The 19,220-nt window shown below is 73.0% G+C and carries 19 protein-coding genes; 12 read left to right on the top strand and 7 right to left on the bottom strand.

All coding sequences use genetic code 11. From position 1 onward, the window contains the following. Positions 1-30 precede the first annotated feature (30 nt). Both ACIOJE_RS16675 and ACIOJE_RS16680 read left to right on the top strand, forming a co-directional pair. Entirely contained in the window at positions 31-333 is a 303-nt protein-coding gene (locus ACIOJE_RS16675) for a co-chaperone GroES (RefSeq protein ID WP_049655715.1), read from the top strand. A gap of 65 nt (positions 334-398) precedes the next feature. After that, positions 399-1,577, top strand: coding sequence for a winged helix DNA-binding domain-containing protein (locus tag ACIOJE_RS16680; protein WP_400776893.1), 1,179 nt, complete (start codon positions 399-401; stop codon positions 1,575-1,577). A gap of 17 nt (positions 1,578-1,594) precedes the next feature. On the opposite strand, the gene ACIOJE_RS16685 is transcribed toward ACIOJE_RS16680, so the two are convergent. Continuing rightward, positions 1,595-3,973: a transglycosylase domain-containing protein gene (locus ACIOJE_RS16685; RefSeq protein ID WP_400776895.1), complete on the bottom strand. Its 2,379-nt coding sequence runs from the start codon at positions 3,971-3,973 to the stop codon at positions 1,595-1,597. A gap of 246 nt (positions 3,974-4,219) precedes the next feature. Between ACIOJE_RS16685 and ACIOJE_RS16690 the strand changes: the two genes are divergently transcribed. The 10 genes from ACIOJE_RS16690 (at position 4,220) to ACIOJE_RS16735 (ending at position 14,241) form a co-directional block, all read left to right on the top strand. Beyond that, positions 4,220-5,107, top strand: coding sequence for an ABC-2 family transporter protein (locus tag ACIOJE_RS16690; protein ID WP_280679997.1), 888 nt, complete (start codon positions 4,220-4,222; stop codon positions 5,105-5,107). Between the two features lie 55 nt (positions 5,108-5,162). Continuing rightward, on the top strand, positions 5,163-5,927 hold the full coding sequence (locus ACIOJE_RS16695) for an ABC transporter permease (RefSeq protein ID WP_400777030.1): 765 nt from the start codon (positions 5,163-5,165) through the stop codon (positions 5,925-5,927). Between the two features lie 26 nt (positions 5,928-5,953). Further along, the gene (locus tag ACIOJE_RS16700; protein WP_280679995.1) at positions 5,954-6,913 is read left to right on the top strand and encodes an ATP-binding cassette domain-containing protein; all 960 of its coding nucleotides are present in this window, start codon (positions 5,954-5,956) and stop codon (positions 6,911-6,913) included. A 162-nt stretch (positions 6,914-7,075) separates the two neighbouring features. Then, positions 7,076-8,311 carry a glycosyltransferase family 2 protein gene (locus ACIOJE_RS16705; RefSeq protein ID WP_400776898.1) on the top strand — a complete coding sequence of 412 codons (1,236 nt, stop codon included), beginning with the start codon at positions 7,076-7,078 and terminating at the stop codon, positions 8,309-8,311. Between the two features lie 180 nt (positions 8,312-8,491). Further along, a complete protein-coding gene (locus ACIOJE_RS16710; protein WP_400776899.1) occupies positions 8,492-9,787 on the top strand; it encodes a DUF445 domain-containing protein in 1,296 nt (431 codons plus the stop codon). Between the two features lie 65 nt (positions 9,788-9,852). Next, complete coding sequence (locus ACIOJE_RS16715) at positions 9,853-10,920, top strand: adenosine deaminase (protein ID WP_280679989.1); 1,068 nt, start codon at positions 9,853-9,855, stop codon at positions 10,918-10,920. A 137-nt stretch (positions 10,921-11,057) separates the two neighbouring features. Beyond that, a complete protein-coding gene (locus ACIOJE_RS16720; protein ID WP_400776901.1) occupies positions 11,058-11,618 on the top strand; it encodes a toxin-antitoxin system HicB family antitoxin in 561 nt (186 codons plus the stop codon). A 93-nt stretch (positions 11,619-11,711) separates the two neighbouring features. Beyond that, positions 11,712-12,551 (top strand): DUF4097 family beta strand repeat-containing protein, encoded by an 840-nt coding sequence (locus ACIOJE_RS16725; RefSeq protein WP_280679985.1) that lies wholly within the window; start codon positions 11,712-11,714, stop codon positions 12,549-12,551. Further along, positions 12,551-13,477, top strand: coding sequence for an ATP-binding cassette domain-containing protein (locus tag ACIOJE_RS16730; protein ID WP_400776903.1), 927 nt, complete (start codon positions 12,551-12,553; stop codon positions 13,475-13,477). The genes ACIOJE_RS16725 and ACIOJE_RS16730 overlap by 1 nt, the downstream gene beginning before the upstream one ends. Further along, positions 13,474-14,241 (top strand): ABC transporter permease, encoded by a 768-nt coding sequence (locus ACIOJE_RS16735; protein WP_280679981.1) that lies wholly within the window; start codon positions 13,474-13,476, stop codon positions 14,239-14,241. Before ACIOJE_RS16730 ends, ACIOJE_RS16735 begins: the two co-directional genes overlap by 4 nt. Before the next feature lie 101 nt (positions 14,242-14,342). Here the strand turns inward: ACIOJE_RS16735 and ACIOJE_RS16740 are convergent, their stop codons facing one another. The 6 genes from ACIOJE_RS16740 to ACIOJE_RS16765 form a co-directional block, all read right to left on the bottom strand. After that, positions 14,343-14,741: a hypothetical protein gene (locus ACIOJE_RS16740; RefSeq protein WP_400776905.1), complete on the bottom strand. Its 399-nt coding sequence runs from the start codon at positions 14,739-14,741 to the stop codon at positions 14,343-14,345. A 271-nt stretch (positions 14,742-15,012) separates the two neighbouring features. Beyond that, complete coding sequence (locus ACIOJE_RS16745; RefSeq protein WP_280679977.1) at positions 15,013-15,588, bottom strand: hypothetical protein; 576 nt, start codon at positions 15,586-15,588, stop codon at positions 15,013-15,015. After that, positions 15,585-16,967 carry a hypothetical protein gene (locus ACIOJE_RS16750; RefSeq protein WP_400776907.1) on the bottom strand — a complete coding sequence of 461 codons (1,383 nt, stop codon included), beginning with the start codon at positions 16,965-16,967 and terminating at the stop codon, positions 15,585-15,587. The genes ACIOJE_RS16745 and ACIOJE_RS16750 overlap by 4 nt, the downstream gene beginning before the upstream one ends. After that, complete coding sequence (locus ACIOJE_RS16755; RefSeq protein WP_280679973.1) at positions 16,964-17,773, bottom strand: ABC transporter ATP-binding protein; 810 nt, start codon at positions 17,771-17,773, stop codon at positions 16,964-16,966. Before ACIOJE_RS16755 ends, ACIOJE_RS16750 begins: the two co-directional genes overlap by 4 nt. Positions 17,774-17,829: 56 nt before the next feature. Next, positions 17,830-18,654, bottom strand: a complete 825-nt coding sequence (locus tag ACIOJE_RS16760; RefSeq protein ID WP_280679971.1) for a zf-HC2 domain-containing protein — start codon at positions 18,652-18,654, stop codon at positions 17,830-17,832. Continuing rightward, positions 18,651-19,154 (bottom strand): RNA polymerase sigma factor, encoded by a 504-nt coding sequence (locus ACIOJE_RS16765; protein WP_280680180.1) that lies wholly within the window; start codon positions 19,152-19,154, stop codon positions 18,651-18,653. The genes ACIOJE_RS16760 and ACIOJE_RS16765 overlap by 4 nt, the downstream gene beginning before the upstream one ends. Positions 19,155-19,220 lie beyond the last annotated feature (66 nt).

The raw sequence follows: 19,220 nt of genomic DNA on the forward strand, positions 1-19,220 counted from the left end.
GACCGGCTGGGCGAGAAGCTGCCGATCAGGATGCTGCACGACCGCGTGCTGGTGCGGATCGAGGGCGGCGAGGGCGAGCGCCGCTCGACCGGCGGCATCCTCATTCCCGCGACCGCGGAGCTCAGTAAAAGGTGCACGTGGGCGGAAGCTGTGGCCGTGGGCCAGAGCGTGCGCTCGGTGGAGCCGGGTGACCGGGTGCTCTACGACCCGGAGGACAAGCTGGAGGTCGAGGTCCGCGGCGCGACCTACGTGCTGCTGCGCGAGCGCGACCTGCACGCGGTGGCGGCGACCCGCTTCGGCGACACGGAGGGCTCGACCGGCCTCTATCTCTGAAACCTCCGAACACCTCCGAACCTTTGGACCTCTGAACTGTCGGTGGCGGGCGCTAGGGTCCGGGCATGACGAGGCGGGTGCCGGTGATCGGCGAGGGTGAGCGGCGGGCCCGGGTGGGGCGGCGGCAGTTGCTGGCGCCCTCGGCGCGGGTGGCGCGGGTGGAGCAGGTGGCGGACGCGGTGGTGGGGCTGCACGCCTCGGACGCCGCGACGGTGTACCTGTCGGCGTGCGCGCGGCTGGCCGAGCCGTCGGCGGCGGAGGTGGAGCGGGCGCTCTACGAGGACGTCACGCTGGTGAAGCTGCTGTCGATGCGGCGGACGATCTTCGCGGTGACGGAGGGCTTCGCGCCGTACGTGAGCTCGTCGACGGCGCGCGCGATCGCCGCGAAGGAGCGGGCGACGCTGCTCAAGCACCTGCGGGACCACGCGGAGGGCTGGGACGAGCCGCGGCTGGCCGGGGCGGAGCGCGCCGTGCTGGCCGCCCTGGCCCGGCGCGGCGAGGCGACGACGAAGGAACTCGGCGACGACGTACCGGAGTTGCGCGAGACGATGCTGAGGTCGGCGGGCAAGTCGTACGAGAACAGGCAGAGCGTGGGCAGTCGGCTGCTGCGGCTGCTGGCCGCGGACGGGCACGTGCGGCGGGGCCGTCCGCGCGGGTCGTGGCTGAGCAGCGTCTATCCGTGGGCGCCGGTGCCGCAGTGGCCGGAGGTGCCGGTGCGGGAGGCGAAGGCGGAGGTGGTGCGGCGCTGGCTGGCCGCGTACGGCCCGGCGACCGTCGAGGACGTGAAGTGGTGGACGGGCTGGACGCTCGGGGACACCCGCAGGGCGGTGTCGGACGTGGGCGCCGAGGACGTGGAGCTGGCGGGCGGGGTGGCGGCCCTGGTGCTGCCGGGGGACGCCGGGCCGGTGGCGGAGCCGGAGCCGTGGGCGGCGCTGCTGCCGGCGCTGGATCCGGTGGTGATGGGCTGGCGGGGGCGGGACTGGTACCTGCGGCCGGAGGACGTGCCGGCGCTGTTCGACCGGGCGGGCAATGCCGGGCCGACGGTGTGGTGGTGCGGCCGGGTGGTGGGCGGCTGGGCGCAGCGTCCGGACGGCGAGGTGGTGTGGCGGCTGTTCGGTGATGTCGGGGCGGAGGCCGAGGCGGCGATCGCGGGGGAGGCGGCGCGGTTGGCGGGCTGGTTGGGGGAGGTGCGGGTGACGCCGCGGTTCCGGACGCCGCTGGAGCGGGAGTTGGTGGCGCGGTAGCTCACCGGGCCGGTACCTCACCGGGCCGGTACCTCATGGGCCGGTACCTCATGGGCCGGTGGTGTCGTGGACGCCGCCGGGGGGTTGGTGGCGGCGGGGGTGGTGGGTGTGCCGGTCGGGTGGGTGGGCCGGGTGTGGGTGGGCCGGGCGGTGGGGCTGGGCTGCTCCTGGGTGGGGGTGGGCTGGGGTGCCGGCGGGCTGGGGGCGGTCGGGCCGGGGACGGGGTCGCCGGTGGGGGCCGGCGCGCTGGGGGCGCGGGTGGGGGTGTCGGGCGCGGGTGCGGGTGCGCTGGTGGGGGGTTCCTCGGCGGCGGTGGTGGTGGGCGTGGTGGCGGTTGGCCTGGGGGTGCTGGTGGCGCTGCTGCTCGGGCTGTAGCTGGGGGCGGGGGTGTCGCGGTCGGTCTGCAGGTCGAACTGCTGGGTGGCGGTGCCGTTGAGGGCGGCGGCCATGTAGGCGGTCCAGATCTGCGTGGGGAAGGCGCCGCCGTTGATCCGGGTGAGTCCGGCGGTGCCGGTCAGCGGTTCCTTGGCGTGGGTCTTCGGGTTCTCGCGGAACAGGCCGACGGTGGTGGTGAGTTCGGGGGTGTAGCCGGCGAACCAGGCGGAGAGGTTGGAGTCGGTGGTGCCGGTCTTGCCGGCGGCGGGGCGGCCGAGGTCGAGGGCGGCGGCGCCGGTGCCGCGGGGGCTGACGACGTCGCGCAGGACGTCGGTGACGGCGTCGGCGTAGGAGCGGTCGATGGCGTCGACGGGGGTGTGGTCGGGCATCTTGGGGACGTCGACGGCGCCGCCGGTGTGGACGCGTTCGAGTTTGAGGACGGACCACGGGGCGTTCGCCTGGCCGTGGTTGGCGAGGGTGGCGTAGGCGCCGGCCAGGTCGATGGCGCTGGGGGTGGCGGTGCCGAGGGTCATCGAGGTGTTGGCCGGGTCCATGCCGCGGACGTTGTCGGGGATGCCGAGTTTGACGGCGGTGTCGCGGACGCGGGTGAGGCCGGCGTCGACGCCTTCCTGGGCGTACACGGAGTTGACGGACTTCACCATGGCGTAGCGCAGGGTGATGTCGCCGTAGTCGATGTCGTCCTCGTTGGGCGGCGCGTAGGGGGTGGGGCCACCGGTGACGGGGCGTTCGCTGGTGCCGTCGTAGCGGGTGTCGGGGGTGATCCGCGTTCCGTCGAGGGTGTGTTGGGCGATGAGGCCGGCGGCGAGGTCGATGGGTTTGAAGGTGGAGCCGATCTGGTTGTCCTGGCGCAGGGCGTCGTTGTAGGGCTGCTTGGCGTAGTCGGGGCCGCCGTAGACGGCGACGACGCGGCCGGTGGCGGGTTCGACGGAGGCGCCGGCGACCCGGACGTCGGTGTCGGTGGTGGGGCGGGTCCGGGGGTCGAGTTCGTCGGTGAGCTCGTCCTGGACGGCCTTGCTGAAGGCGTCCTGCTTGGGCTTGTCGAAGGTGGTGGTGATGCGCCAGCCGCCGGCCTTGAGGGTGGCGGTGTCGATGATGCCGGCGGAGACGAGGTAGTCGTCGGCGACGCCGACGAGGTAGCCGGCCTGGCCGGAGAGGCCGGTGGCGGGCTGGGGGTCGTTCGGTTCGGGGAAGGTGGTGGCGGCGCGTTCGGCGTTGGTGAGGAAGCCGAGTTGGACCATGCCGTCGAGGGTGTAGTGCCAGCGGGCGATGGCTTTCTCGCGGTTGGCGGGGGTGGCGGTCTTGACGTCGTAGCTGCTGGGGGCCTGGAGGAGGGAGGCGAGGTAGGCGCCCTGGGCGAGGGTGAGGGCGGAGACGTCGACGCCGTAGTAGGCGTGGGCTGCGCTCTGGATGCCGTAGGCGCCGCGGCCGAAGTAGCTGCTGTTGAGGTAGCCGGCGAGGATGTCCGGCTTGTCGCGCTGCTGGTCGACCTTGAGGGCGATGAAGAGTTCGCGGCCCTTGCGCTCGATGGTCTTGTCCTGCGTCAGGTAGTAGTTCTTGACGTACTGCTGGGTGATGGTGGAGCCGCCCTGCATGCCCTTGCCGGTGAGGGTGTTCCAGCCGGCCCGGAGCATGCCCTTCAGGTCGATGCCGCGGTTGCGGTAGAAGGTGCGGTCCTCGGCGGAGACGACGGCGTGCTGGGTCTGCAGCGGGATCTGGTCGATGGTGACGTCGGTGCGGTTGACGGCGCCGGTGCGGGCGATCTCGGTGGTGCCGTCGGCGTAGAGGTAGATGTTGTTCTGGGCGACGGCGTGGGCGTTGGGGTCGGGGACCGGGACGATGACGTAGAGCGCGGCGAAGGCGCCGACGGCGAGGAGCAGCACGGCGGCGAGGGTGCCGAGGGTGATCCGCCAGGTGGGCAGGATCCGGCGCCAGCGGGGGAGGGCGCGGCGGGCCGCGCGGCGGGCGGCTCGTTTGGCCTGGCGCCGGGTGCTCAGGGTCATGCCGCGATTATGTGCTATTTGACGGGCACTCAGGGGTTGGTCCGGGGTTGGCGTGCGTGGGAAAAACGGGGTGCGGCGGCTGATCGTCGGCGGTACGGTGAAAGATGCAAACCGCATAGCGCACCCAGTTCTGGCAGCTCCGCCCGTTCGGCCCGGTACCCCCGGGTTCGGCCGGTCGGGGCCACTGCGGCGTGCGCGGACGTCTGTGGGCATCCGCCTGCCCGTATTTGTCGACAAGGAGACAATATGCTGAACGCCGCACCCGTGGAGGCGCAGGTCGGACGCCCTCCCGACCCCGACCCCGGCCCCGGTCCCACCGGGCTCGCCTCCGCGCTCGGGCTCTACGCCGCCGTCGCCCGTGGCGCCTTCCGCCGCTACTCCACCTACCGGGCCGCCACCCTGGCCGGCACCTTCACCAACACCGTCTTCGGCATCATCCTGGCCTCCTCCTTCCTCGCCCTCTGGCAGGCCCGCCCCAACCTCGGCGGCTACGACCAGAGCCAGGCCGTCACCTACATCTGGGTCAGCCAGGCCCTGCTGGTCACCGTCGCGGTGTGGGGCGGCGGCTTCCAGGACGACGTCCAGGACCGCTTCCGCAGCGGGGACATCGCCGTCGACCTCTACCGCCCGGTCGACTTCCAGGGCTGGTGGCTGGCCACCGACCTCGGCCGGGCCGCCTTCCAGCTGCTGGTCCGCGGCACCGTGCCGCTGCTGGTCGGCGCGCTGGTGTTCCGCACCCGGATGCCCGAGCAGCCGGTGACCTGGGCGGTCTTCCTGCTCTCGGTGCTGCTCGCGGTGGTGGTCAGCTTCGGGCTGCGCTTCCTGGTCTCGATCACCGGCTTCTGGCTGCACGACTCGGAGGGGGTGCGCTCGGTGATGCTGGTGGTCTCGATGTTCTTCTCCGGGATGCTGCTGCCGATCGCGCTCTTCCCCGGCCTGCTCGGTGAGCTCGCCCCGGTGCTGCCCTGGGCGGCGCTGGTGAAGGTGCCGACCGACGTGTTCCTGGAGCGCGCGACCGGCACCGGCCTGGTCGGCGCGCTCGGCTTCCAGCTCGCCTGGGCCGTCGCCCTGCTCGCCGCGGGCCGGGGCGCCCAGTGGCTGGCGACCCGCAAGGTGGTGGTGCAGGGTGGCTGAGCCCCTGCTCGCCCGGACCGGCTGGGCGGTCCGCTCCTGGTGGCTGTGCGCCCGGATGTGGATGCGCTCGATGATGGCCTACCGGGCCTCGTTCGCGCTGAACCTGCTGGCCAGCCTGGTCACCCACTCGCTGGACTTCGTGGTGCTGGTGCTGATGTTCCGGCACACCGACCAGCTCGGCGGCTGGCGCCTGCCGGAGATCGCCTTCCTCTACGCCACCGCGACCTTCGCCCTCGGGGTGGCCAACATGCTGGTCGGCTCGGTCGACGGCCTCGGCGTGCGGATCGTCAACGGGTCGCTGGACACCATGCTGATCCGGCCCGCGCCCGCGCTCGCCCAACTGTGCGCCGAACGCTTCTCGCTGCGCCGGATCGGCCGCCCGCTCCAGGCCCTGGCGGTGCTCGCCTGGTCGCTGGCCACCCTGGACGTGCACTGGACCTGGGACCGCGTGCTGCTGGTGCCCGCCCTGCTGGTCTGCGGCAGCGTCATCTTCGGCGCGATCTACGTCGGCGGCGCGACCGTGCAGTTCTGGTGGGGGGAGTCCAAGGAGATCCAGAACTCCTTCACCTACGGCGGCGCGACCCTGCTGCACTACCCGCCGACCATCTTCGCCAAGGAGCTGGTGGCCGGCGTGGTCTTCGGCGTCCCGCTGGCCTTCGTCAACTGGCTGCCCGCCCTGCACATCCTCGGCCGGCCTGACCCGCTCGGCCTGCCCACCGCCTTCCAGTTCGCCTCCCCGCTCGCCGCCGCGCTCTGCGTCGCCGCCGCCGGGCTCGCCTGGCGGGCCGGACTGCGCGCCTACCGCGGCACCGGCAGCTGAACCCGCCCTCCACACAAGGAACTTCCATGGCACTGATCGAACTCGAGGACGTCCGCCGCACCTTCACCGTGCGGGCCCGCACCGGCCGGTTCAGCCGGGAGAAGCGCGAGGTGCGCGCGGTGGACGGGCTGAGCTTCACCGTCGAGGCCGGCGAGTGCGTCGGCTACATCGGCCCCAACGGCGCCGGCAAGTCGACCACCGTCAAGATGCTCACCGGCATCCTCGTGCCCAGCGGCGGGCGGCTGCGCGTCGCCGGGGTGGACCCGGCCCGCGAACGCGTCGCGCTGGCCCGCCGGATCGGCGTCGTCTTCGGCCAGCGCACCACCCTCTGGTGGGACCTGCCGCTGCGCGACTCCTTCGAGCTCGCCCGCCGGATCTACCGCATCCCCGACCGGCGATATCGCGAGAACCTCGGCCGCTGCGTCGAACTGCTCGACCTGGAAGGACTGCTGGACACCCCCGTCCGGCAGCTCTCGCTCGGCCAGCGGATGCGCGGCGACCTCGCGGCGGCGCTGCTGCACGACCCGCAGGTGCTCTACCTGGACGAGCCGACCATCGGCCTGGACGTGGTCAGCAAGGGGAAGGTGCGGGAGTTCCTGCGCGAGGTGAACCAGGACCGGGGCACCACCGTGCTGCTCACCACCCACGACCTGACCGACATCGAGCAGCTCTGCGGCCGGGTCATGGTGATCGACCACGGCCGGGTCGTCTACGACGGTGGGCTGGACGGGCTGCACGCCACCGGGCGCAGCGAGCGCACCCTGGTGGTCGACCTGGCCGAGGCCCGGCCCGCGATCGAGGTGGCCGGCGCCCGGGTGGTGAAGGTCGAGGGGCCGCGCCAGTGGCTGGCCTTCCCGGCGCAGCAGAGCGCGGCGCCGATCGTGGCGGCGGTGGCCGCGCGCTACCCGCTGGTGGACCTGTCGGTACGCGAGCCGGCGATCGAGGACGTGATCGCGCGGATGTACGCGGAGGTGGCGATCGGCTGACGCCTGGCGGGTACCTCCCGCCTGACTCATCCGAACGTTCGACCGCCGTACCTCCGGTCGGCCGCGGCCACCCGTCCGGGGAGGGCACGTGACTCCCCGGCGGGTGGCCGAGTTGATGGTGCATCGCTCGGCGAACCGCACACCGGAGGGCAGCGTTTCTCGATGGCCGGACCCGATGTGACCGTGGTGGTCGCGGTCTACAACACCCTGCCCTACCTCACCGCCTGCCTGGACTCGCTGGTCGGGCAGACCCTGGCGCCCGGGCGCCTTGAGGTGGTGGTCGTCGACGACGGCTCCACGGACGGCGGCGAGGCCGTACTGGACGACTACGCCGCCCGCCACCCCGGTCTGTTCCGGGTGGTGCACCAGCCCAACTCGGGCGGCCCGGCGGCCCCCACCAACCGGGGCGTGGCGCTGGCCCGCGGCCGCTACGTGCTCTTCCTCGGCGCGGACGACTGGCTCGGCGCCGAGGCGCTGGAGCGGCTGGTCGCGGCGGCCGACGCCTGGGGGTCGGACGTGTTGGTGCCCAAGCAGGTGGGGGTGAACGGGCGGCTGGTGCCGCAGGGGATCTTCCACGCCGACGCGGAGTCCGTCGGCTTCACCGACTCGGCGCTGGCCTGGGCGCTGGCCGACACCAAGCTGTTCCGGCTGGACCTCATCCGGTGCCACGGGCTGCGCCGCGACGAGGAGTTGAAGGTCTTCTCGGATCAGCCGTTCACCCTGGAGGCCTGCCTGCGGGCGGCCCGGGTGTCCGTCCTCGCCGACTACGACTGCTACTTCCTGGTGCTGCGCGAGGACCGGGGCAACGTCACCCAGCGGGCCGGGGTGCTGGACCGGCTGCGCGGGATCGCGGCGCTGCAGCAGGTCGCCGCCGATCTGGCCGAGCCCGGCGAGGAGTTGGACGCGATCCGGGCCCGCAGCTTCGCCCGGGACGTGCCGCGGCTGCTCCAGGACGACTTCCTGCTGCTGGACGACGCCGTCCAGCATCAGGTGTGCGCCGAGGTCGGCCGCCTGGTCGAGCGCTTCGGCGCCCGCGCGGTCTACCCGCGGCTGCCGGTCGCCGAGCGGCTGCGGCTCGAACTCGCCGCCGCCGTGCGGCCGGAGGCGCTGCGCGACCTGATCCGGTACGAGGCCGCGCACGGCGACCCGCCGGTGGTCGTGGACGGGCGGCGGCACTACGCGGGCTACCCGGCGTTCCGGGACGCCCGGCTGGGGCTGGCGGACGAGGTCTTCCTGCTGCACGAGGAGCCGGAGCCGCTGCCGGCGGGGGTCCCGCCGCTCAACCTGGCCCAGCAGCTGTGGCGCGGCGCCGTGCCGGCGCAGCTGCGGCGCGGGCTGCGGCGGCGCTATCCGGCCTGGCGCCGGCTGGCCAACACGGTGAACGGAGGCCGGGGATGAGCCTGGACGTCTGTGTGGTCGCGGGGGTGCGGCGGATCGTGCTGGGCGGGGCGTGAGGGGAGCGCAAGGGGGCTTGAGAGGGCGGCGCGCCGGGTGGAACGGGGCGTGACCGGGCGCGCTCCCGGCGCGTGATCGCGGGGCGCGCCCTCGCCCGCGCCGGGCAACGGGCAGACTGGCGGGGTGAGTGACGAAGCCTTCAGCGGTACGGGCCCCGGGGTCCGGTTCACCGCCGCCGACGAGCAGAAGAGACGTGGCGTCCGCCGGATGAAGACCATCGCGACCGGCCTGCTGGCCTTCGCGTCCCTGGTCTTCGCCCTCGCCACCTGGGCCAAGGCGGCCGGCGCCGGCGCCTGGGCCGGGTACGTGGCGGCGGCCGCCGAGGCGGGCATGGTCGGCGCGCTGGCCGACTGGTTCGCGGTGACCGCGCTGTTCCGCCGCCCGTTCGGCCTGCCGATCCCGCACACCGCGATCATCCCGACCAAGAAGGACGCCTTCGGGCGCTCGCTCGGCGAGTTCGTCGGCGAGAACTTCCTCTCCGGCCACGTGGTGCGCGGCCGCCTCGCCTCGCTCGGCATCGCCCGGCGGCTGGGGGAGTGGCTGGCCGCGCCGGGCAGCGCCGAGCGGGTCACCAAGGAGGCCTCGGCGGCGCTGCGCGGGGTGCTCGCGGTGCTCCGGGACGACGACGTGCAGGCGGTCGTCGCCGAGGCGGTGACCAGGCGGGCGGCGGCGACCTCGGTAGCCGAGCCGATGGGCCGGATGCTGGGCAAGGTGGTCGCCGACGGCGGGCACCACGGCATGGTGGACCTGGTGGCCGTCCGGGCGCACGGCTGGCTGACCACCAACCACGAGGAGGTGGTCCGACGGGTCAGCCAGAAGACCCCCGGCTGGACGCCCAAGTTCATCGACCACCAGGTCGGCGAGCGGGTCTACAAGGAACTGATGCGGTTCGTCACCGACATCCGGGACGATCCGGACCACCCGGCCCGCGGCGCCATCGACAACTTCCTCGCCGACTTCGCGACCGAGCTGCAGACCGACCCGGAGACCATCGCCCGGGTCGAGCGGGCCAAGGTGGAGCTGCTGGCCCGGCCCGAGGTGCAGGACCTGATCGCCTCCACCTGGGCGGCCGTCCGCACCCTGGTGCTCAACGCGGCCGAGGACGAGGACAGCGAACTGCGCCGGCGCATCCGCGACGGCGTGGGCGGCTTCGGCGCGCGCCTGGCGACCGACGCCAAGCTCCAGGCCAAGGTGGACGGCTGGCTCCAGGACGCCGCGCAGTACCTGGTGGACACCTACCGCACCGAGATCACCTCGCTGATCTCCGAGACGGTGGCGGGCTGGGACGCCGACGACGCCTCCCGGAAGATCGAGGCCAACGTGGGCCGTGACCTGCAGTTCATCCGGATCAACGGCACCGTGGTCGGCGCCCTGGCCGGGCTGCTCATCCACACCGTCGCGGTCGCCCTCGGCGGGTGATCCCCGCTTCGGCCTATTCTTGGCCGACATCGTCGAGACGCGCGTAGAAGGAAGAGGGAACCACCGTGGTCCAGCCGGACGGAAGTCGGATCGGAAACCCCACTGGTACCGGGGGCATCGAGGCGTTCATCGCCGGGATGCCCAAGGCGGAGCTGCACGTCCACCACGTGGGCTCGGCCTCGCCGCGCATCGTCGCCGAGCTGGCCGCCCGCCACCGCGGCCAGTCGAAGGTGCCGACCGACCCGGCGGCGCTCGCCGAGTACTTCACCTTCACCGACTTCGCCCACTTCATCGAGGTCTACCTGAGCGTCGTGGACCTGATCCGCGACGCCGAGGACGTCCGCGCGCTCACCTACGGCGTGGCCGAGGACATGGCGCGCCAGAACATCCGGTACGCCGAGCTGACCCTCACCCCGTACTCCTCGGTCAAGCGGGGCATCCCGGACGTCGCCTTCATGGAGGCGATCGAGGACGCCCGGCTGCGGGCCGAGAAGGAGCTCGGGGTCGTCCTGCGCTGGTGCTTCGACATCCCCGGCGAGGCCGGTCTGGAGGCCGCCGAGGAGACCGCCCGGCTCGCCGTCGACCTGGCCCCCGAGGGCCTGGTCAGCTTCGGCCTGGGCGGTCCGGAGATCGGCGTGCCGCGCCCGCAGTTCAAGCCGTACTTCGACCGGGCGCGGGCGGCCGGCCTGCGCAGCGTCCCGCACGCGGGCGAGACCACCGGGCCGGAGACGGTCTGGGACGCGATCCGGGTGCTCGGCGCCGAGCGCATCGGGCACGGCACGCAGTCGGTGCAGGACCCGGCGCTGCTGGAGTACCTGGGCGAGCACCGGATCCCGCTGGAGGTCTGCCCGACCTCCAACATCGCCACCCGGGCGGTGGAGCGGATCGAGGAGCACCCGATCAAGCGGATGGTGGACGCCGGGCTGCTGGTCACGATCAACAGCGACGACCCGCCGATGTTCGGCACCGACCTCAACACCGAGTACGCGGTCGCCGCGCGGCTGCTGGACCTGGACGAGGCCGGGGTGGCGGCGCTGGCGCGCAACGCGGTCGAGGCGTCCTTCCTGGACGTGGCCGGCAAGGCCCGGCTGGTGGGCGAGATCGACACGTACCTGGCGGGCTGGCAGGCCTGACCCCTCCTGGCGAACCGCCCCGTCGGCCTCGGCCGGCGGGGCGGTTTCGCGTTGGCGCCACGGCACTCCGAGCCGTGACGCCAAAGTGGTGCCACTTATGGCTCGACATGGCACCACGGCTGTGCCATGCTTAAGCCATGGACCTCACGCCGTACGTCGAAAACCTTCGGAACGAGCTCGCGGTGGCCGCAGGCACGGGCGGGGACGAAGCCCGCGCGCTGGCCGAGCGGCTCACGCTCCCGCTGGAGTCGGCCGTGCGGCTCACCCTGCTCAACGCGCTCTCGGCCGCCATGGGCGAAGTCACCCGTGACCTCGCCCCGGGCTCGGTGGACGTGCGCCTGCGCGGGCTCGACCCGGAGTTCGTGGTGACCGTACCGCCCGGCTCCGACGCCTTCCACGGCGAGGTGTCGCCCGTGGTGCCGCCGATGGCACCACCGATGGCGCCGGTGGCACCGCCCGTGGTGCCGGAGTCGGACGAGACGGGCACCGCCCGGATCAACCTGCGCCTGCCCGCGAACCTCAAGGCCCGGGCCGAGGAGGCCGCCGGACAGGAGGGCCTCTCCCTCAACACCTGGCTGGTCCGGGCCGTCGCCGGCGCACTGGAGGGCGGTCAGCCGGTCGTCCGCTCGGCCGCCGACCTCGGCACCCGCACCTCGCGCGGCGTCGGTGGCCAGGGCTTCACCGGCTGGGTCCACTAGCGCTTCCGCACCATCTGAACCTTCTGCACCTTCAACGTCACCCCCGCTCCGACCAGCGGGAACACTCACGAGAGTCAAGAGGACGGGACAGCCATGCCTACGTACGAGACCGGCGGACCGATCTCCGCCGCCCTGGAGTTCGAAATCGGCTCGGTGTGGATCAAGGCGAGCAAGCGCGCCGACGCCGTGATCGAGGTCCGGCCCGCCAACGCGGCCAGGGAGGCGGACGTCAAGGCCGCCGAGCTGACCGAGGTCGACTACTCCGGAGGTCGGCTCACCCTCAAGGGTCCCAAGCAGCGCACGGTGTTCTCCAGCAAGAAGGGCTCGATCGAGATCCTGATCGAGCTGCCGTCCGGCTCCGAGGTGCACGCCGACTCCCCGATGGCGGACTTCGTCACCGAGGGCCCGCTGGGAGACTGCCGGCTGAAGACCTCCCTCGGCCGGATCCAGCTCGACCGGGCCGAGAGCGTGCGACTCAAGACCGACCAGGGGGACATCCGGGTCGGCACGATCGCCGGGGACGCCGAGGTGTCCGGCTGCGGCCGGATCGAGATCGGCACCGTCGCGGGCGAGCTGACGGTCAAGAACAGCAACGGCGACACCGAGATCGACGAGGTGCAGGGCGAGCTGAAGGCCAACGCCTCCAACGGACGGATCCACGTCGGCCTCGCCGGGGCGGGCGTGGACGCCAAGTCGGCGAACGGCCACATCCGGCTCGGCCGGGTGGTCCGCGGCAAGGTCACCCTGCAGACCGCCGTGGGGGACCTGGAGGTCGGCATCGCGGAGGGCACGGCGGCCTGGCTCGACGTGCACAGCAAGTTCGGCGGCGTCCGCAACTCCCTCGGCGCGTCGGAGGGCCCGGGCGACGCCCGGGAGACGGTCGAGGTCCGCGGCCAGACCCAGGTCGGCAACGTCGTCATCCGGAGGGCGTGATGGCGGCGATCTCGGCGGTCGGACTGACCAAGTCCTACGGCGACAAGGCCGTGCTGAACGGCATCGACCTGGAGATCCCGGCGGGTAGCGTGTTCGCCCTGCTCGGGCCGAACGGCGCCGGCAAGACCACCACCGTGCAGATCCTCTCCACCCTGATCCCGGCCGACGGCGGGGTGGCCCGGGTGGCCGGGCACGACGTGGTCCACCAGGCCGACCAGGTACGGGCGGCGATCGGTGTCACCGGGCAGTTCTCGGCGGTGGACAACCTGCTCACCGCCGAGGAGAACCTGATGCTCATGGCGGACCTCAATCACCTCCGCCGTCGGGAGGGGCGGAGGCGGGCGGAGGAGCTGCTGCGGCGCTTCGACCTCACGGAGGCGGCGCGCAAGCCGGTCGTCACCTTCTCGGGCGGCATGCGGCGCAAGCTCGACCTGGCGATGACGCTGGTCGGTGATCCGCGGGTGATCTTCCTCGACGAGCCGACCACCGGGCTGGACCCGCGCAGCCGACGGACGATGTGGGAGATCATCCGGGGGCTGGTCGCCGACCACGGGGTGACGATCTTCCTCACCACCCAGTACCTGGAGGAGGCCGACGAACTCGCCGACCGGATCGCCGTCCTGGACGGCGGGCGGATCGTCGCCGAGGGCACGGCGGAGGAGTTGAAGCGGATCGTCCCCGGCGGGCGGATCCGGCTCCAGTTCGCGGACGCGGCGCACCTGGGCGTCGCCGCCGGGCTGTTCGACTACGCGACGGTCGACCCGGAGGCGCTGCGGCTCGACATCCCGGGGGACAACTCCGTCCTCACCGTCAAGGCCGTGCTGGACGCGCTGGACAACGCCTCCGTGCGGGCCGAGTCGCTGGTCGTGGAGACGGCCGATCTGGACGACGTGTTCCTCACACTGACCGGAGAGGGAGCCCGATGAGTGCGACGACCTACGTGGTCGGCGATTCGCTGACCATGCTGCGCCGGAACCTCAAGCACGCGCTGCGGTACCCGTCCCTGACCTTCGCGGTCGTGGTGATGCCCGTGATGATGCTGCTGCTGTTCAACTACGCCTACGGCAGCACACTCGGTGCGGGCATCGGAGGCGGCAGCTACATCGACTACGTGGCGCCCGGCATCGTGCTGATGGCGGCCATCTCGGGATCGCTGGTCACGGCGATCGGGGTCTGCACCGACATGACGGAAGGGATCGTCAACCGCTTCCGCACGATGGCGATCTCGCGCTCGGCGTTCCTCGCGGGGCACGTGGTCGGCAGCCTGATACAGACCGTGATCGGGCTGGTCCTGGTGATCGGCGCGGCCCTCGCCATGGGCTTCCGGCCCACCGCCGGGCCGGTGGAGTGGCTGGCCGCCGCCGGACTGCTGGTGTTCGTCGCCCTGGCGCTGACCTGGATCTCGGCCGGCATCGGTCTGGTGGCCAAGACCGTCGAGAGCGCCAGCAACATGCCGATGCCGCTGCAGTTCCTGCCCTTCATCGGCAGCGCCATCGTCCCGACCGACTCGATGCCGACCGCCCTGCGCTGGTTCGCCGAGTACCAGCCGTTCACGCCGATCATCGAGACCCTGCGCGGGCTGATGATGGGCACTCCGATCGGCAACAGCGCGTGGAGCGCGCTGGCGTGGTGCACCGGGCTGACGCTGCTCGGCTTCTTCTGGTCGAGGAGCGTCTTCTACCGGCGGTGACGGGGGTACGGCCGGTAGCAGGGCCCGGGCGGACAGCGATGTCCGCCCGGGCCACTGGGCTGTCCGGGCCCGCCGTTGTCAGGCGGCGCTGGTGCCGTGCGTCACCACGTGTCGATGCCCATGGTCTTGGCCGCGTTGTGGATGGCGTTGTAGTGGTCGTGGGACATGCCGGACTTCTTCTCCTTCTCGGGGAGATTCTTGTCCGCGGCCCGGAACTCGTCCCGGGAGCCGGCGAGGAGGCTCGTCCCGTAGGAGACCGGGACGTCGTTCTTGCCGTGGATCGGGTGGGACTTGGCGGCCGACTGGCTGCCGGCCTTGGCCAGGATGCTGCGGGCCTGGTTGTACGCGTCGGCCTTGACCGTCTTCGGGTTGCGGAGCTGCGCCTGCACGCCGGCCAGCGGCTGGGCCTGTTCGGCGGCCATCGCGGCCGGGGCGACGGCGACGCCGAGCGCTCCGGCGGCGGCGACGGTCACGAGTGCGTTCCGGACGATCCTCTTCATGCGAATCCTGCCCTTCACAATGATGGAGAAGAAATGATTTTCGGAATTCAACGATCCGCCTCCGCCCAGGACTTGGAGGCGGGCGGAGCACGAACACCTCGCCACTACCCCCGCCGTCGACGGCGGGAAACCGGTCCGCGTCCGGAATCCCTGAAAGCGATCGGATCAAGCCGTTATCGGAATGGCCGAAGTGTGATTGTCGGATACGTCTAGGGCTGAGATCACGCCACGATCACGCCACGATCACGGGACCGGGACAGCACGGCCGTCGCTAACGCCTCGGGCCCCCGACGCTGTAGACCACCGTGCCCAGGACGGCCAGGGCGAGGGCCGTCCAGGTGCCGGCCGCCGTGCCGGGCGGCAGCATCATCCAGGCCAGCACCTGCGTCGCCGTGTTGGTCGTGGCCGGGACGAAGAAGGAGAACGACAGCCACGCGAACGGCAGGATCCACGCGTACTGCGCCCCGAACCAGGCCGCCCCGATGGCGGCGAGTCCCATCAGCCCCGCGCTGTTGCGCACGACGAAGGAGGCGGGGGCCGACTGCTCGCCCATCGTCTGCACCGCCAGCAGCACCGCGCCGATGAGCACGCCGCCGAGCAGCACGTGCGCCGCCCTGCGGAGCGTCCAGCGGATCGCGGCCGTCCGGTCCAACGCGAGGTCCTGCCCACCGAGTCCGACCGAGACCGCCGTCGCCCCCGCGAAGAGGACGAGCGTGGACAGCCACGGATCTCCCGGGTCGCCGCCGCTGATCCGGGCGAGTGCCCACACCGCCACCGCGCTGATCACCACCACGGCGAGCGAGGAGGGCGCCTGCCGCGAACGCGCGTACAGCGTCAGCCACCTCACCGGGACGCACCGCCGACCAGCGCGGTGAGCGGGTCCGCGCAGGAGAGCGCGGCGGCGTGCATGGCACCGATCCGCCGGCGCTGCTCCGGCTGCGGCAGCGCGATGAACGTCTCCCACGCCGGGCGGGCCACGGTCAGGTCGTTGGCGGCGAACCTGCTCCCGTCGAGCGGCCGGAGGTCCCCGCCGAGGACCCAGGCGGCCCCGATGCTCCGGGCGGCCTCCTCCTCCGCCGAGCCGAGGTCGGTGTCGCTGCGGGGGTGGCACACCGGGGCCATGCCCTGGCCGACCAGGGCCCGGGTCAGCTGCTCGCCCCCGGCGGCGCCGATCACCACGTCGTCGGGGTCGACGAGCACGAAGTCGCGCGACCGCTCCGTCTCGGCGTCCCGTGCCCGCGGGGCGGTGGTCCCGTGGATGGCGGCGGGCGCCTGGTCGCCCAGGGCGTCGTGCAGCAGGCGCAGCGCCTCCTTGCCGGGACCGGCCAGCTCGGTGAGCCGCGCCCGCTGAGCCGCCGTCACGCACACCGCGCCGTCGCACACCTGTGCCGCCGCGGCCCGGTCGACGATGTACGCACCGCGGGGGCTCACCGGGAACACGAGCACGGCGACGGCCCCGCCGACCAACAGGGGGGTGAGGGCGAGCAGTCGGGCCCGCGGGGTGGCGGCGGCCAGCAGCGCGAGGCCCGTCGCGACCATGCCGAGCAGCCAGAGCGCCTGCCCGACGTGTACGGGGGCGGAGAGCGTGAGGAGCGTCTGGCGCACCTCCGCCGTCGCCGGAGCCAGCAGCGAGTAACGGTTCGGCACCGCGAACGAGGTCGGCACCGTGTCGTCCGCGCTCTGCCGCAGGAGGCTGCTGAACACGAAGGCGCCCACGGCCAGGGCGGGCGGGGTGAGGGCGGAGGGCAGGGCCCGCGCGACCCCCATGCCCAGGACTGCCCCCGCGGCCAGCGCGAGCGCCCCCACCAGCGAGATGGGCAGCCAGCCGAGCGAGGCGTACGAGGCGTCGCCGGCGAGCACCTGCACCGCGCCCTGGAGGACGAGCAGCGCGAAGGCCGAGACCAGGGTCAACGCCGTCGCGCCCGCCAGGACGGCTGCGCGGTGCCGTGCGGGCCGCGGGGTGCTGGAGAGCAGCTCGGACATCTTCGAGCGGGGGTCGCGCAGCCCCTGGAGCGCCCCGAGTCCCACGGCGAGCGGCCAGACGAAGGCCAGCAGGTACCGGGTCCACAGCGCCATGGAGGTCCACTGGGCCGTCCACAGCGCGGTGCCCCGCCACCACGGTCCGGACACGAGGTACAGGTAGGCGAGCGCGGTCACCAGGACGACGGCGCCGGCCCACGGGGCGACGGAGCGTTTCAGCTCGATGCGCAGGATGCGGAGGTTCACCAGGCGCCCCTCGTCCGTGCGGGGTCGATCAGCAGCGCCGAGTAGCCGCGTTCCAGCGGGCTGTCGCCCACGTGCTCCGGGCCGCCGGCCGCGGCCAGCTCGTCCGGGGTGCCCTGGAAGACCAGCCGCCCCTCGGCGAAGAGCACCACGTCGGTGCAGGCGGCGGCCACGTCCTCCACCAGGTGGGTCGAGACGACCACGCAGGTGTCCGTCCCCAACTCCTGGAGCAGTTCCCGGAAGCGCAGCCGCTGCGCCGGATCCAGGCCGACCGTCGGCTCGTCCAGCAGCAGGATCGCCGGGTCGTTGACGATCGCCTGGGCGATGCCGACCCGTCGCACCATCCCGCCCGACAGGGTCTTCATCCGGTCGTCGGCGCGGTCGGCCAAGCCGACCCGGTCCACGGCGCGCTGCACCGCCGCGGGGATGTCCGACGCGGGCACCTCCTTCAGCCAGGCCATGTACTCGACGAACTCGCGCACGGTGAAGCGCTTGTAGTAGCCGAACTCCTGCGGCAGGTAGCCGATCCGGCGGCGCAGCGCGCGGTGCTCGCCCAGTCCGCCCGTGGACTCCCCGAGCAGCTCCAGCTCGCCGCCGGCGGGGCGCAGCACGGTGGCCAGGGCCCGGATGAGGCTGGTCTTGCCCGCCCCGTTGGGACCGAGCAGACCGTGGACGCCGGTGCCCAGCGACAGGTCGAGCCCGTCGACGGCCATCCGGTTCCTGCCGACCCTGACCTTCAGCCCGGTCGCCTGGATCTCCCAGGCGTAGGCCGTGGGGGCGATGTCGGCCCTGCTCACTGCGGGCGTCATGCGCGTCCTCTTCTCTCGGGGGTTCGGGGAGTTCGGGGGGCCGGGGTCCGGGGGGTTCACCGGTGGGCTCCCAGCACGGTGTAGGCGCCCCGGCGGGCGATCACGACGGCGACGCCGAGCGCGAGGATCAGCCCCCACACCGGCAGGCCGTCGGTCTGCAGGGCGACGGCCGTACGGCTGGTGGCCAGGGTCGGCACCACCACCAGCGCGGTCCACGCGACCAGCAGGGCGACGGCGGCGCGGGTCACGCCGATCACCCCGCCGAGCGCCAGGGTCATCGAGGTGAAGGCCAGGCAGGGCAGCAGCCACTGCGCGGCCGTCACCCCCGTCGCCCAGCCCCCCGCCAGCAGCGTGGGGATCACCACGGCGAGCACGGCGGCGGTGCGCCGCAGCACCAGCTGCAGCCCCGCCCTCGGCGTGGAGGCCGTCAGTTCGTACGCCGGGTCCAGGTCGCGCGACCACGAGGCCGCCACGCCGCCCACGGGCAGGACGGGGGCGAGCAGCAGCATCAGGGACACCCGGCCGGAGCCGAGTTCCGTCAGGTCCAGCAGCAGGGCGAGCAGCGTCACGGCCAGGACCATGGCCAGCCACGGCGCCATGGCGGGCGTCGCCCACGCGGACAGCCGCGACAGCGGCGACCGGCGCCGCCGCGCCGCCGCCGGGGTGGCCGCGGCCAGTTCGGGTTCGAGCTCGGACCAGACGGCCTCGGTCAGCGCCGCCACGGCGGGCGCCTCGGTCATGACGGCGGCCGACAGCCGGTCACGGCAGACCCGGCACCCCTCCAGGTGGGCCTCCAGGGCCCACACCTCGTCCGCGACGAGGTTCGTGTCGCCGCGCGCGTACCCGTCGATGAGCCGTGCCGACGCGTGTTCCACGTTCATGCGAGCGCCTCCCGCATCGCGATCCGGGCCCGGCGGGCGCGGGTCTTGACCGTTCCCTCGGGCAGTCCGAGCACAACGGCGGTCTCCCGGACGGACAGTCCGTCGAGCACCATGGCCTGCAGTACCTCCCTGAGCTCCGGGGCGAGGCGCCGCAGCGCGTCCCCGACGTCGCCGCCGACGGTGGCCACCAGCGCCTCCTCCTCGGCGGCGGGCGCCACGGGGTGCGGAGCGGCGGCGGGCGGCGGCTCCGCGTGGTGGGCCCGGCGCCGGAACGCGTCGACGAGGCGGCGGGCCGCGATCGTCCACAGCCAGCCGACGGCCGTTCCCCCGGTCCGGCTCCCGGCGAAGGAGCCCGCCGCCCGCCACACCGCCAGGTACGTCTCCTGCATGACCTCGGCGACGATCTGCTGGTCGGCGCAGCGGCGCTGCAGCCGCACCGCCAGCCACGGCGACGTGCGGCGGTACAGCTCCTCGAAGGCGGCCCGGTCGCCCCGGGCCACCCGTCGTAGGAGGCGCTCCTCGTCCAGTTCCTGCGGCGGTGCCGCCCCAACCCGTTTCACACCTGC

The sequence above is a fragment of the Kitasatospora sp. NPDC087861 genome, from assembly GCF_044742585.1.
GTDB lineage: Bacteria > Actinomycetota > Actinomycetes > Streptomycetales > Streptomycetaceae > Kitasatospora.